Annotated in this window: 14 protein-coding genes; 5 read left to right on the plus strand and 9 right to left on the minus strand. The window is 56.6% G+C overall.

From position 1 onward, the window contains the following. Positions 1–69 precede the first annotated feature (69 nt). Positions 70–1065: an acyltransferase gene (locus NP77_RS00610; protein ID WP_003849679.1), complete on the plus strand. Its 996-nt coding sequence runs from the start codon at positions 70–72 to the stop codon at positions 1063–1065. On the opposite strand, the gene NP77_RS00615 is transcribed toward NP77_RS00610, so the two are convergent. After that, positions 1050–1982, minus strand: coding sequence for a GlxA family transcriptional regulator (locus tag NP77_RS00615; RefSeq protein ID WP_039658645.1), 933 nt, complete (start codon positions 1980–1982; stop codon positions 1050–1052). The two genes, NP77_RS00610 and NP77_RS00615, sit on opposite strands and share 16 nt — an antisense overlap. 13 nt (positions 1983–1995) lie before the next feature. Next, positions 1996–2655 (minus strand): 6-phosphogluconate phosphatase, encoded by a 660-nt coding sequence (yieH, locus tag NP77_RS00620; protein WP_039658648.1) that lies wholly within the window; start codon positions 2653–2655, stop codon positions 1996–1998. A 151-nt stretch (positions 2656–2806) separates the two neighbouring features. Between yieH and NP77_RS00625 the strand changes: the two genes are divergently transcribed. After that, positions 2807–4120, plus strand: coding sequence for an NCS2 family permease (locus NP77_RS00625; RefSeq protein WP_008926398.1), 1314 nt, complete (start codon positions 2807–2809; stop codon positions 4118–4120). 37 nt (positions 4121–4157) lie between these two features. Here the strand turns inward: NP77_RS00625 and NP77_RS00630 are convergent, their stop codons facing one another. Continuing rightward, complete coding sequence (locus NP77_RS00630; protein ID WP_003849671.1) at positions 4158–4907, minus strand: 4'-phosphopantetheinyl transferase superfamily protein; 750 nt, start codon at positions 4905–4907, stop codon at positions 4158–4160. Between the two features lie 332 nt (positions 4908–5239). On the opposite strand from NP77_RS00630, the gene NP77_RS00635 reads away from it, so the two are divergent. Further along, on the plus strand, positions 5240–5707 hold the full coding sequence (locus NP77_RS00635) for a helix-turn-helix domain-containing protein (RefSeq protein ID WP_039658651.1): 468 nt from the start codon (positions 5240–5242) through the stop codon (positions 5705–5707). Between the two features lie 43 nt (positions 5708–5750). Here the strand turns inward: NP77_RS00635 and NP77_RS00640 are convergent, their stop codons facing one another. The 6 genes from NP77_RS00640 to rpmH all read right to left on the minus strand — a co-directional run bounded on the left by NP77_RS00640 (position 5751) and on the right by rpmH (position 10448). Next, positions 5751–6341 carry a malonic semialdehyde reductase gene (locus NP77_RS00640; RefSeq protein WP_003849667.1) on the minus strand — a complete coding sequence of 197 codons (591 nt, stop codon included), beginning with the start codon at positions 6339–6341 and terminating at the stop codon, positions 5751–5753. 265 nt (positions 6342–6606) lie between these two features. Further along, positions 6607–7971 (minus strand): tRNA uridine-5-carboxymethylaminomethyl(34) synthesis GTPase MnmE, encoded by a 1365-nt coding sequence (mnmE, locus tag NP77_RS00645; protein WP_039658654.1) that lies wholly within the window; start codon positions 7969–7971, stop codon positions 6607–6609. A 92-nt stretch (positions 7972–8063) separates the two neighbouring features. Beyond that, positions 8064–9710: a membrane protein insertase YidC gene (yidC, locus tag NP77_RS00650; RefSeq protein ID WP_003849663.1), complete on the minus strand. Its 1647-nt coding sequence runs from the start codon at positions 9708–9710 to the stop codon at positions 8064–8066. A 2-nt stretch (positions 9711–9712) separates the two neighbouring features. Continuing rightward, complete coding sequence (gene yidD, locus NP77_RS22705; RefSeq protein ID WP_008926397.1) at positions 9713–9970, minus strand: membrane protein insertion efficiency factor YidD; 258 nt, start codon at positions 9968–9970, stop codon at positions 9713–9715. Next, the gene (rnpA, locus tag NP77_RS00655; protein ID WP_008926396.1) at positions 9934–10293 is read right to left on the minus strand and encodes a ribonuclease P protein component; all 360 of its coding nucleotides are present in this window, start codon (positions 10291–10293) and stop codon (positions 9934–9936) included. Before rnpA ends, yidD begins: the two co-directional genes overlap by 37 nt. A gap of 14 nt (positions 10294–10307) precedes the next feature. Continuing rightward, positions 10308–10448 carry a 50S ribosomal protein L34 gene (gene rpmH, locus NP77_RS22710; protein WP_003849659.1) on the minus strand — a complete coding sequence of 47 codons (141 nt, stop codon included), beginning with the start codon at positions 10446–10448 and terminating at the stop codon, positions 10308–10310. A 597-nt stretch (positions 10449–11045) separates the two neighbouring features. Between rpmH and dnaA the strand changes: the two genes are divergently transcribed. Together dnaA and dnaN are read left to right on the plus strand one after the other, a co-directional pair. Continuing rightward, positions 11046–12461 (plus strand): chromosomal replication initiator protein DnaA, encoded by a 1416-nt coding sequence (dnaA, locus tag NP77_RS00660; protein WP_003849649.1) that lies wholly within the window; start codon positions 11046–11048, stop codon positions 12459–12461. A gap of 4 nt (positions 12462–12465) precedes the next feature. Further along, entirely contained in the window at positions 12466–13566 is a 1101-nt protein-coding gene (gene dnaN, locus NP77_RS00665; RefSeq protein WP_003849646.1) for a DNA polymerase III subunit beta, read from the plus strand. Positions 13567–13658 lie beyond the last annotated feature (92 nt).

Raw genomic sequence — 13658 nt, forward strand, 5'->3', positions numbered from 1 at the left:
GGCAGCAGTTGTTGCTCTGGTCGCATTTGACTACCCTTTGGCGCACGGAGCGATGCGCAAGAGGACGCCATGCCGCAGAAGATTTACTGGATAGACAATTTACGCGCGGTCGCCTGCCTGATGGTGATCGTGATTCACACCACCACCTGGTATATCACCGGGCCGATGGCGGTGACGGGCACCACCTGGGATGTGGCAAATCTGCTGAACTCGGCATCACGCGTCTGCGTTCCGCTGTTCTTTATGATCTCCGGCTATCTGTTTTTCGGCGAACGCAGCGCCCAGCCGCGCCACATGGTCAGGCTGGTGCTCTGTCTGCTGTTCTACAGCGCGGTTTCGCTGGCCTATATCACCTGGCTGACGCCGATCAGCGAAGGACGGTCGATCCTGAAGATGCTGCAGAAGCCGGTGTTCTATCACCTGTGGTTCTTCTTTGCGCTAATTGGCATCTATCTGATGTCGCCGCTGATTCAGGTAAAAAATGTGCAGGCGCGTTATGTGGCGCTACTGGTGCTGGTGCTGGCGGTGCTCGCCAACCCCAATACGGTCAGTCAGTCGCTGGGCCCGTTTCATTTCCTGCCGGTTAACCTCTATGTCAGCGGTGACAGCATTTACTACCTGCTCTATGCACTGCTGGGACGGGCGATTGGCACCATGGATACGACCCGGCGCGGCCTGACGCCGCTGGCTACCGGACTGTTTATCGCCTGTGTGATTGGTATTACGCTGGGGACGAAAAAGGCGCTGATCGTCAACGGCGCGTTTAACGATACCTGGTATCTTTACTGCGGACCGCTGGTGTTTATCGCCGCCATCAGCCTGCTGATCGTGTTTAAAAACAGCCTGAACCAGCGCACTCTTCCCGGTTTAACGCTGATTGCCCGTTATTCACTGCCAATCTACGGCTTTCACGCGCTCTTCATTCACTATCTGCGCACGCATCACTACGATGATATGTCGCGTCCCTGGCTCGACCTGCCCTGGGTGTTTGGGCTGACGCTGGGCGGCAGCCTGCTGCTGGGAATGGCACTGAAACGCGTCGATACCCGTCATTTCGTCAGCTGATCGGCTTCACGCTGGCGGGCGCGTCGTAGCTGGCGCGCTGATGAAAACCCCGCCGCCAGCGCCGCTTTTTCGGCAGACTCACCCTGCTGCTGACGCTGGCGCGCCACGCCAACCCGCAGCTGCTCATGGTATTCCCGCACGCTGATCCCCAGATGCTGACGAAACAGACGCGCCAGATGACGACTGCTGACGTGCGTGCGACCGGCCAGCTCGGTCAGCGTCCAGCCATGCTCTGGATGGGCAATCATCAGATCCTGCGCGCGGTGAATGGCCGGATGCATGTGGTTGCGATAACGCAGCCAGGGTGAAAGCTGTGGGTCGTCACCGGCGCGGCGAAACCAGACCACCATTTCCCGCGCCACCGCCAGCGCGGTGGGGGTATCACAGAGCTGAGCGATCAGATGCAGTGCCAGGTCGATCCCGGCCGTGATGCCCGCGCTGGTCCAGATATTCTCATGTCTGACAAACACCCGATTCTCCTGCACCCGTGCACGTGGAGCCGCCGCTTTCAGCCGGGCAATCACATCATGATGAGTGGTGCAGAGTACGTCATCGAGCATGCCCGCCTGCGCCGCCAGCAGCGCACCCGAACAGACGCAGACCAGCATAAAGGTCTGCGCGCACAGCGCGGCGTTCTGGCGCCTCAGCCAGTCGCGTGCTTCTGCGGCCTGAGGTGTGGCATAACAGATTTGCGAATCATAGACGCCCGGCACCACCAGAAGGCTCCCTGCTGGCAACTGTTCCGGTAAGGATTCGATGCCGCCAATGGTCATGCCGGTGGAGCAGACCACCTCCGGCTGCGGACCAATATAGCGCAGCGAAAAGCGATCGCCCGCCAGCTGCAGCGTCTCAGCCGGGCCGGTCAGATCCAGCGCCATCACGCCAGGCAGGGTTAAAAACCAGACGGTACGAGTCATATTGTGGCCAGCGCTACGCCAGATCCCAGCCACGGGCGCGCCACAACGCAGGCAGTTGCGCCATATCGTCGAAGCGGGTCACCAGCGGGTGGTCCAGTTCAGGGTTGTGTGGGTCAGCGCAGTAGTAGTAGACAGGAATGCCAGCGGCGATACCGGCGCGGGCGCCCGCTTCGGAGTCATCCACCAGAATGCAGCGCTCAATCGGCACCTGCATCTGTTCTGCGGCGTGGTACATCAGTTCCGGATCGGGCTTCCAGTGCAGAATGTCATAGCCGCTGTAGAGGTGCTCCTCGAAAAGCGGCAGCATGCCGGTTAAGCCCAGCGAGTGCTGCATCTTTTTTACGGTTCCGTTTGAGACTACGCACATCGGCACTTTTATCTGCTCAACCAGCGCTTTCGCGCCTGGGATGGGCTGCAGTTGCAGATCAAACAGTCTTGCCACTTCCGCGCGATAAGCTGTTTCCACCTCTTCCATCGGCAGCGTTACCTGATGCGCATCGCCCACGTCACGAATGATGTCGTAGAGTTTGACGCCTTTATACTTTTCAAACATCTGCTGCAGCGACAGCGCCAGGCCGTAACGGGCAAAGGTGTTAACGTAGGCCTGGGTACAGAGCAACTCACTGTCGACCAGCGTGCCATCGCAATCAAAAAAGACGCATTCTACTGACATCAGACTCTATCCTTCGATTCGGGGTGTATTCCACACTCTACCGCACTCAGCGCAGATTGCGAGACTGGCAATCGGTTGCGAAAAATCATTGTATTGCCCCGGTAAAATCGCCAGGATACGCGCCGATGATTTTTTCTTCTGGATGGATGGCATGAGCAAGCAAGGCGTTTTGCAGCGCATCTTCAGGCTGCAGGAACATGGCACCACGGTGCGCACCGAAGTGATCGCGGGTATCACCACTTTTCTGACGATGGTCTATATCGTCTTCGTCAATCCGCAGATCCTCGGCGTCGCCGGCATGGATACCCAGGCGGTGTTTGTGACCACCTGTCTGATCGCCGCCTTCGGCAGCATTCTGATGGGACTGTTTGCTAATCTGCCGGTGGCGCTGGCACCCGCAATGGGGCTGAATGCCTTCTTCGCCTTTGTAGTGGTCGGGGCGATGGGCTATTCGTGGCAGGTCGGTATGGGCGCGATTTTCTGGGGCGCGGTTGGCCTGCTGATCCTGACGCTGCTGCGGGTGCGCTACTGGATGATTGCCAATATCCCGCTGAGCCTGCGCGTTGGCATCACCGCCGGTATCGGCCTGTTTATCGCGATGATGGGGCTGAAAAATGCCGGCATTATCGTACCAAATCCCGATACCCTGGTGGCGGTAGGGAATCTGACCTCGCACAGCGTCCTGCTGGGCGCACTCGGCTTCTTTATTATCGCCATTCTGGCATCACGCAATATCCACGCAGCGGTGTTGATCTCAATGGTGATCACCACCGGCATCGGCTGGATGCTGGGCGACGTGAAGTTTGTCGGCCTGTTTTCAGCACCCCCATCGATAACGTCTGTAGTCGGTCAGGTCGATATTAAAGGCGCATTCAACATTGGCATGGCGGGGGTGATCTTCTCCTTTATGCTGGTCAATCTGTTCGACTCCTCCGGCACACTGATCGGCGTTACCGATAAAGCGGGACTGACCGATGAAACCGGCACCTTCCCGCGCATGCAGCAGGCGCTTTATGTCGACAGCATTAGTTCGGTGAGTGGCGCGCTGGCGGGCACCTCATCCGTGACCGCCTATATCGAGAGCACGTCGGGCGTGGCGATTGGGGGCCGTACCGGGCTGATGGCCGTAGTGACCGGCCTGCTGTTCCTGCTGGTAACCTTCCTGTCACCGCTGGCCGCAATGGTGCCATCCTACGCTGCTGCGGGCGCGCTGATTTATGTAGGCGTGTTAATGACCGCCAGCCTGTCGCGCGTGCGCTGGGATGATCTGACCGAAGCCGTTCCGGCCTTTGTGACCGCTGCCATGATGCCCTTCAGCTTTTCCATCACCGAAGGCATTGCGCTGGGGTTTATCGCTTACTGCGTAATGAAGCTCGGCACCGGCCGCTGGCGTGAAATCAGCCCCTGCGTAGTGATTGTTGCGCTGCTGTTTGTTCTGAAGATTGTTTTTGTGGACGGGCACTAAGCACATTCAGGGCCGCAACCTTCGGGTTGCGGCTTTTTTACATTTCAGGATGCAGGCTGCGCTCGCTGGGCAGGCTGGTCAGCCGCAGGGCAAGAGGCCCGATGTTGGGCTTACCCATCTCGATTTCGCGTAATCCGCGCCACTGAAAGTCGCTATCCATCTCCCACAGGTGCAGACGCTGGGTCGCAGACGACAGCGCGCACGACCAGACCAGCACAGGCTCCGCATCGCACACCACCTGGATATCAGGATAAAGTGACGATCGCAGCCGACCCGCTCCCGGCAACAGCCGCAGCGAATCCAGTCCCCGATCACCCTCTCCCGTCAGCTTGAGAATGCTCTGCCGCAACGTCCAGATCTGCGTCACCGCTTCCATGGCATCCTGCTGGGCATTAATCCAGGCGATCTCGCCCGAGGTGAATCCCTGAATCAGCTGCTCCTGCGTCTGACGGCTCCGCGCATGAACGATCTCCATATCCAGACCGGCACGTCCTCCTTCTTCGGCCAACAGGACGCCCACCGTATTTCCCGCATAGGCGATACTGAAATCGGGCAGTTCGCTGTCAGCAAACACCGGACGTCCATTGCTCTGGATAATCAGGCGCGGCAGTGTCTGAATGCCATAAACCCGCAGCATAAGCTGTGCCAGCAGGGTTCGTGCGGCAAGAAATCGCCCACGGCGTTTGTCAGCAAACTGCTGTGCCGTGTCGGTAATCGCCTGGGGAATACACATATCTTTCGCCGGGAAGCCGGGGTCGCCCGTCCAGCGTACAAAATGACCAGCCATCTGTCGCTCCGTGAAAATGGTCAGATAATCATCAGAAGCATTGTAGGAATTTTCTTAACACATTGCATCCGTCAACGCGAACATTAGTTTAAATTCAGAATAGGATGAGCGGCGTCGTGAGGGTCAGAACTGGCGAATGGTGTTTCATCAGGGGACACCCTCAGCAGAACCGGGTTTGATGCGCGTGCCTGGTTAGCCATCCCGCGGGCAGCCAGCGTAGCTGCGACACTGCTGTCATGCGGGTGTCAGGCTGCTGTCGGGTCAGGATCGTGTTACTGCCGGACGTTCCGCCGCACACTTTTCCTTCCTGTCTGTTACTTCGGAGAATAAGAATGAGCAGCATCAACAGATTTAAAGAACATCGCCTGGCACGGGCGTGGTCACAGGAACAGCTGGCAGAAATGGCGGGACTGAGCACCCGCACCGTGCAGCGTATTGAAAATGGTGAGCGGCCGGGACTGGAAACCCTGAGTGCGCTGGCTGCCGTCTTTGAGGTGAACGTTGCTGATCTGACCGGTCCGCAGAACGGCGAGGATCTGGCGCTGGATCAGCGGATTACTGATGCGCGCAGCAGGATCGCCGGTGAAGCACGCTTTTACCGTTCACTGATTACTGCGGTGGTGGTTTGCGGACTGCTGTTCGTCCTGAATCATGTGACGGCGCCGGATGATCACTGGTCGCTCTGGGTTGCGGCAATCTGGGGAGCGCTGCTGATTGTCCGGGCGATGCGGACCTTTGTGTTTCATGGTCTGACGCAGCGCTGGCAGCAAAAGCGCCTGCAGAAAATGCTGCGCCGTTAATGCGGTGATCCGCGTCACGAACTGAATCGCGACGCGGAGAGCATCAGGCGAAGCGGCTCGCCTGATCAAAGCTCAGTCGCGGCAGACGCGGATGCAGTTTTGATGCGTCACCATATCCGAGGTTGATCAGCAGGTTAACCTGATACTGACCGTCCGGGAAAAACGCGTCATTGACTTTGGCCGGATCAAAACCGGACATCGGACCGGCATCCAGACCCAGCGAGCGAGCCGCCAGAATCAGATAACCTGCCTGCAGGCTGCTGTTACGGAAAGCCGTCTCTTTCGCCGCTTCCGGGCTGCCGGTAAACCAGCTACGCGCATCCGCATGCGGGAACAGCGCGGGCAGTTGTTCATAGAACTCGCGATCCCAGGCCACTATCACCGTGACCGGCGCGCTCATGGTTTTGTCCAGATTGCCGGAAGAGAGTGCCGGTTTCAGCTTCTCTTTGCCTTCCGCAGACGTTACGAAAACAAAACGCGCTGGCGAGCAGTTCGCCGAGGTCGGGCCCAGTGCCGTTAAGGCATAGAGCTGTTCCAGCAGGGCGTTATCGACAGGCTTATCCTGCCAGTAACTGTGAGTGCGGGCGTCATTAAACAGCGTGTCCAGTGCGGCAGTGTCGAGCGGTGTACTCATGTAACTCTCCTGTTACAGGCGAAAAGCTTCGCCCAAGGGTGTTCACGTTGTGGATTTGCGCCCGGCCCGACGCGGCTGGATGAGGCGGGGATCATTCACCGCAATCTGTAGCCGCCGTCAGATCGGCGCGTCTACCGTTATACGACAACGCGGTGCCGTCGCAAAATAACTTATCAGCAAGAATGAACGCAGAGGCGGGAATAGCAGAAGATAGCGCGAGGCGGGAAATCAGGCCTGACAGCGTATCGCCATCAGGCCAGTGAGGCTATTTACCAATACAGAAGCTGGAGAAGATACGACCCAGCAGATCGTCAGAGGTGAACTCGCCGGTGATTTCACTCAGCGCCTGCTGAGCAACACGCAGCTCTTCGGCCAGTAACTCACCCGCCCGGGCACCGAGCAGCTGTGCTCGGCCCTGCTGTAAGTGCATTGCCGCCAGCTCCAGCGCCTGGAGATGACGACGGCGTGCCAGGAAGCCGCCTTCCATGTTGCCTGCAAATCCCATGCTCTGCTTCAGGTGATCACGCAGTTCATCAACGCCTTCACTGGTACGTGCCGACAGACGAATCAGTGAATGACCGTTTATTTCTGTCAGACCGGGAGGCTCACCGGTGACGTCTGCTTTGTTGCGGACCACGGTAATCGGCAGTTCCGGCGGCAGACGGGAGACAAAATCGGGCCAGATAGCCGCTGCTTCGGTGGCATCGGTGGTGGTGCCATCGACCATAAACAGCACGCGGTCAGCCTGCTCGATCTCCTGCCAGGCACGCTCAATCCCGATACGTTCAACTTCATCGCTGGCCTCACGCAGACCGGCGGTGTCGATGATATGCAGCGGCATGCCATCGATATGAATATGCTCACGTAAGACGTCGCGGGTGGTGCCCGCAATGTCTGTAACGATGGCGGCATCACGGCCCGCCAGCGCATTCAGCAGGCTCGATTTACCCGCATTAGGCCGGCCCGCAATCACCACTTTCATCCCTTCACGCAGCAGGCTGCCCTGACGCGCTTCGGCGCGGACCGCATCCAGGTCGCCGATCACCGTATTCAGCTGTGCTTCGATTCTGCCGTCAGAAAGGAAATCGATCTCCTCATCCGGGAAGTCGATAGCCGCTTCGACATAAATCCGCAGATGAGTAAGGGCTTCCACAAGATGATTGATGCGGGTGGAGAACGCGCCCTGCAGCGAGTTGACCGCTGACCGTGCCGCCTGCTCAGAGCTGGCATCAATCAGGTCGGCAATCGCTTCGGCCTGCGCCAGATCGAGCTTGTCATTCAGAAACGCCCGCTCAGAAAACTCACCCGGCTGGGCAATACGCACGCCAGGCAGCGTCACGATGCGCTTCAGCAGCAGGTCAAGAATAACCGGACCGCCGTGCCCCTGCAGCTCCAGCACATCTTCGCCGGTAAAGGAGTTGGGGCCAGGAAACCACAGCGCAATGCCCTGATCCAGCACGCTGCCGTCACTATCGGTAAACGGCAGATAATCGGCGTAACGCGGCTTAGGCAGTTTACCCAGCAGCTGGCGGGCAACCTCTGCCGCCTGGGCGCCAGAGACGCGCAGAATGCCTACGCCGCCGCGTCCAGGCGGTGTTGCCTGGGCAACAATGGTATCGCTGTGGCTCATAAATTTTCTCTCGCTACAAAAAACACAGGCGGTCGCTTTGACCGCCTGAGAATAGACTATTTAAGGGCGGGATGACTCCCGCGCTGAATCGCTTACGCTTTCTTCTTGTCGCGGCTATGCAGACCACGTTTTTCCAGGCCGCGATAAATCAGCTGCTGCTGGAGAATGGTGACCAGGTTGCTGACGATGTAGTACAGCACCAGACCTGACGGGAACCACAGGAAGAACACGGTGAAAATCACCGGCATGTAAGTCATGATCTTCTGCTGCATCGGATCGGTCACGGTGGTCGGTGACATCTTCTGAATGAAGAACATGGTGATGCCCATCAGAATCGGCAGGATGTAGTACGGGTCCTGCGCTGACAGGTCATGGATCCACAGAACGAATGGGGCATGACGCAGTTCAACCGAGCCTGACAGCATATAGTAGAGCGCCAGGAAGATTGGCATCTGAATCACCAGCGGCAGACAGCCACCCAGCGGATTCACTTTCTCTGCTTTATACAGCGCCATCATTTCCTGGCTCTGCTTCTGCTTGTCATCACCCAGACGCTCACGCATCGCCTGAATTTTCGGCTGCAGCATGCGCATCTTGGCCATCGAGGTGTACTGCGCTTTAGTCAGCGGGTACATGATGCCGCGCACGATGAAGGTGATCACGATAATGGAGAAGCCCCAGTTACCGATGAAGCTGTGGATGAATTTCAGCAGTTTGAACAGCGGCTGAGAGATAAACCACAACCAGCCGTAATCCACGGTCAGATCAAGGTGCGGCGCAATCGCGGCCATCTTGTCCTGAATTTCCGGGCCGACCCACAGCGTTGCACCCAGATTCTGCTGTGCGCCTGCGGCAATGGTGACCGGTGCAGATTTATAGCCAATTGCCGCAACGCCGTTACCCAGGTTGCTGGTGTAAAGGGTGTTGGTGCCTTCGGTACGCGGAACCCATGCCGTCGCAAAGTACTGTTGCAGCATCGCCACCCAGCCATTGCTGGTGGTCGCGTTCAGGTTCTCGTTGTCCGCGATAGTGTCGAATTTATACTTCTCATATTTCGACTCGCTGGTGGAGTAGGCCGCACCACGGAAGGTGTGCAGCGCAAAGTTGTTGCTGCCGGTATCACGATGCTTTGGCAGATCAATCGTCTGCTTCAGCTGGCCAAACAACGACACTTCCAGCGGCTGCTGCGTGGTGTTGTTGACATGATAATCGACATTAACGGCATATTCGCCACGCTTGAAGATGAAGGTTTTGGTATAAACCACGCCATTTTCAGCGGTATAGGTCATCGGCACACGCAGTTCGGACTGGCCATCAGCCATCTCGAAGTGATTCTGTGCAGCGTTGAACAGCGGACGTGCACCGTTGTTCGGGTTATCCGGGCCATTACGACCGGTTAAACCGCTCTGAGCCTGATAAAGGAATGCTGGCGTTGTTTCAAGCAGCTGGAACGGCTGGTCTGAACCCAGTTTGTCCGGGAAAGTCAGCAGCTGTGCTTGTTCAACATCACCGCCTCGGGTGTTGATATTCAATGACAGGACATCAGTCTTAACGGTGATCGTCTGGCCCTGACCGCTGGCCGGTACACCCTGACTGGCGGCATCACCCGCTACGCTGTTGGTGCCCTGTGTGGTCTGCGTCTGCTGTGGCTGCGGAGCGTGGTCCGTCTGCCAGGCTTGCCAGATCATAAAGGTCACGAACAGAAAAGCGATGAGAAAGAGATTGCGTTGCGAATCCATCGTTAATGTTCTCTGGTATCAAAGGTTTTTGGCGGCACAGGATCGTCACCACCCGGGTTCAAGGGGTGGCATTTTAATACGCGTTTTAATGTCAACCAACTGCCTTTTATCAGGCCGAACCTGCGTAATGCCTCAATTCCGTAATGAGAGCAGGTCGGGTGAAACCGACAGTGTGGTCCCAGTAATGGACTGATACCGCGTTGATAGACGCGTATCAGGACGATCAGGAGCCGCGCGCCAGGCGACAGTGACGACGCCATAATTTCTCCAACGCTTCCGCCAGCATACGGTTATCCAGATCGGCAACCCCCTTCTTCGCGACCACCACGAAGTCCATCGACGGCAGTTCATGTTGACGCAGACGAAAGCTTTCGCGGGTCAATCGCTTGATCCGGTTGCGTTCATGAGCGCGTTTCACATGTTTTTTAGCGACGGTGAGACCGATGCGGGGATGCCCCAGCGCGTTAAGGCGGCCGAGAATAGTAATTTGCGGCGTGCCAGCCCGTTGTGGCTGCTGGAAGACGAAAGTGAAATGAGTGGGAGTTAACAAACGTAACTCCCTGGGAAATGCGAGCTTACCCATCAGGGCTTGCTTTATTACTTAGAAACGGTCAGACGAGAACGGCCTTTAGCACGACGACGTGCCAGAACCTGACGACCATTTTTTGTTGCCATACGAGCACGGAAACCGTGTGAACGGTTGCGCTTCAGTACGGACGGTTGAAAAGTGCGTTTCATGGCGGTTTCTACCTAAACTTGAAAATTTTCACTGGGTGACGCGTTTCGGGCCAGAAAATCGACCTACGCCTCAATGTGTCTTTAATAAAGAGGCGGGATTGTAATAATTGTACAGTCCCGAGTCAATTTACTTCGCGTGTCATAGTGCCTGAAAACCCGCATACAGCCCGCAGAGTCCCGACTTTGCGCCTGATGGCTCAATGTCGGGTGGAGAATTATACGGGCTCCGCACTAAAGCGCAAGGATCGCGCGGGATCTTATTGCGATCGGCTCACCGGATCCTGGGGATAAAATGAGATAACGTCCGAAATTTTCATCTATTGCGTCAGATCTCTGCTGGTTTTTCCCGCAACTGGCGTAAACTTCTTTGCGCGCCTCTGGCCTGTGGATAAAAAGGATCAAAACTGTGTAGAAAGGGGAGATCTCTGCCTCGCTTTGCGCTATGATCCGCCCTTCCGCTGACGATCCTCCGGTGATTGCAGGACGGAAAACCGCTGATAGCGGTCGCAGGCGCTTTCTTAGTGTCTGTGTCAAAAATGAACGTTTCTTAGAGTAACGCCTACTATTCTTTTCGAATTTGTACGAGTGGAGTCCGCCGTGTCACTTACGCTTTGGCAACAGTGTCTTGCCCGTTTGCAGGATGAGCTTCCTGCCACCGAATTCAGCATGTGGATCCGTCCACTCCAGGCTGAGTTAAACGACAATACGCTTGCCTTGTATGCTCCAAATCGCTTCGTACTCGACTGGGTTCGGGACAAATACCTTAATAGCATCAACGCACTGCTAAATGAATTTTGTGGTCCAAACGTGCCTGCACTGCGTTTTGAAGTAGGTACGCGCCCGGTTCAGCAGCAAGCGGCAGCGGTCAGCCAGCCCGTCATGGCCAGCGTCAGCGCGCCCGTGATGCCCGTACAGAGCCATATTCGTCCGGCCCCGGCGCAGATCATGCGTCCCAGCTGGGATAATGTCCCGGCTCCGGCCGACGTCACTTACCGCTCGAATGTGAATAACCGTCATAACTTCGATAACTTCGTTGAAGGTAAATCCAACCAGCTGGCGCGCGCGGCGGCACGTCAGGTGGCGGATAATCCAGGCGGCGCTTATAACCCACTTTTTCTGTATGGCGGCACGGGTCTCGGTAAAACGCACCTGTTGCATGCGGTGGGCAACGGCATTATTGCCCGCAAACCCAATGCAAAAGTGGTTTACATGCACTCCGAGCGTTTTGTACAGGATATGGTTAAAGCGCTGCAGAACAATGCAATTGAAGAGTTCAAACGCTACTACCGTTCTGTGGATGCGCTATTGATCGATGACATTCAGTTCTTTGCGAATAAAGAGCGCTCACAGGAAGAGTTCTTCCATACCTTTAATGCCTTATTAGAAGGCAATCAGCAGATCATCCTCACCTCGGATCGCTATCCCAAAGAGATCAACGGTGTAGAGGATCGTCTTAAATCGCGCTTCGGCTGGGGTTTAACGGTGGCGATCGAGCCGCCTGAGCTGGAAACGCGTGTGGCGATCCTGATGAAAAAAGCGGATGAGAACGACATCCGTCTGCCGGGTGAAGTTGCCTTCTTTATTGCCAAGCGTTTGCGCTCTAACGTGCGTGAACTGGAAGGTGCACTGAACCGCGTCATCGCCAATGCTAACTTTACCGGTCGGGCGATCACCATCGACTTCGTGCGTGAAGCGCTGCGCGATCTGCTGGCGCTGCAGGAAAAGCTGGTCACCATCGATAATATTCAGAAGACCGTGGCTGAGTACTACAAGATTAAGGTGGCAGATCTGCTTTCCAAACGCCGTTCGCGCTCGGTAGCGCGTCCGCGCCAGATGGCGATGGCGATGGCGAAAGAGTTGACGAACCACAGCTTGCCAGAAATTGGCGACGCTTTTGGGGGTCGCGACCACACAACGGTGCTTCATGCCTGCCGCAAGATTGAGCAGCTGCGTGAAGAGAGCCACGATATCAAAGAAGATTTCTCTAATCTCATCAGAACATTATCTTCCTGACGCTATGAAATTTATTGTTGAACGTGAGCAGCTGCTGAAGCCGCTGCAACAAGTTAGTGGCCCACTGGGTGGTCGTCCGACGCTGCCGATTCTCGGAAACCTGCTGCTGCAGGTTACAGAAGGTTCGCTGCTGCTGACCGGTACCGATCTGGAAATGGAGATGGTCGCACGTGTGGCGCTGACGCAGGCGCATGAGCCTGGCTCCACCACCGTTCCGGCGCGAAAATTTTTGGATATCTGTCGCGGATTGCCGGATGGTGCAGAAATCACGCTGGCGCTGGAAGGCGATCGTATGCTGGTTCGCTCTGGCCGCAGCCGTTTTTCGCTGTCGACCCTGCCCGCCAGTGACTTCCCGAATCTCGACGACTGGCAGAGTGAAGTTGAATTCACCCTGCCGCAGGCGACCCTGAAACGGCTGATCGAAGCGACTCAGTTCTCGATGGCCCATCAGGATGTGCGTTACTACCTCAACGGCATGATGTTTGAAACCGAAGGGGAAGAGCTGCGCACTGTAGCCACTGATGGTCACCGTCTGGCCGTTTGCTCCATGCCGATTGGCCAGGCACTGCCGAGTCATTCCGTGATTGTGCCACGTAAAGGCGTCATTGAGCTGCTGCGTCTGCTGGATGGCGGCGATACGCCTCTGCAGGTCCGGATTGGCGGCAGCAATATCCGCGCGCACGTCGGCGACTATATCTTTACCTCTAAGCTGGTTGATGGTCGCTTCCCTGACTATCGCCGCGTATTGCCGAAGAATCCCGATAAAGTGCTGGAAGCGGGCTGCGATCTGCTCAAACAGGCCTTTGCCCGTGCTGCCATCCTTTCTAACGAGAAGTTCCGCGGTGTTCGCCTCTATATCACCGAAAATCAGCTAAAAATTACCGCCAATAACCCTGAACAGGAAGAAGCGGAAGAGATGCTGGATGTCAGCTATAACGGCACGGAACTGGAGATCGGTTTTAACGTCAGTTACGTGCTGGATGTGCTGAACGCGCTGAAGTGCGAAAACGTCCGCCTGCTGCTGACGGATTCAGTGTCGAGCGTGCAGATCGAAGATGTGGCGAGTCCTGCAGCAGCTTACGTCGTCATGCCCATGCGCTTGTAGGTGTGATATATCGGCCTGGCTTACTTGCTATGTTGTGCCCCGGCAGTGCTCGCCATCCTCACGTACTTCAGTACGCTCCGGTGGCTGTGCGC

It is taken from the genome of Pantoea sp. MBLJ3, from assembly GCF_000816655.1.
In the GTDB taxonomy this organism is placed as follows: domain Bacteria; phylum Pseudomonadota; class Gammaproteobacteria; order Enterobacterales; family Enterobacteriaceae; genus Pantoea; species Pantoea eucalypti.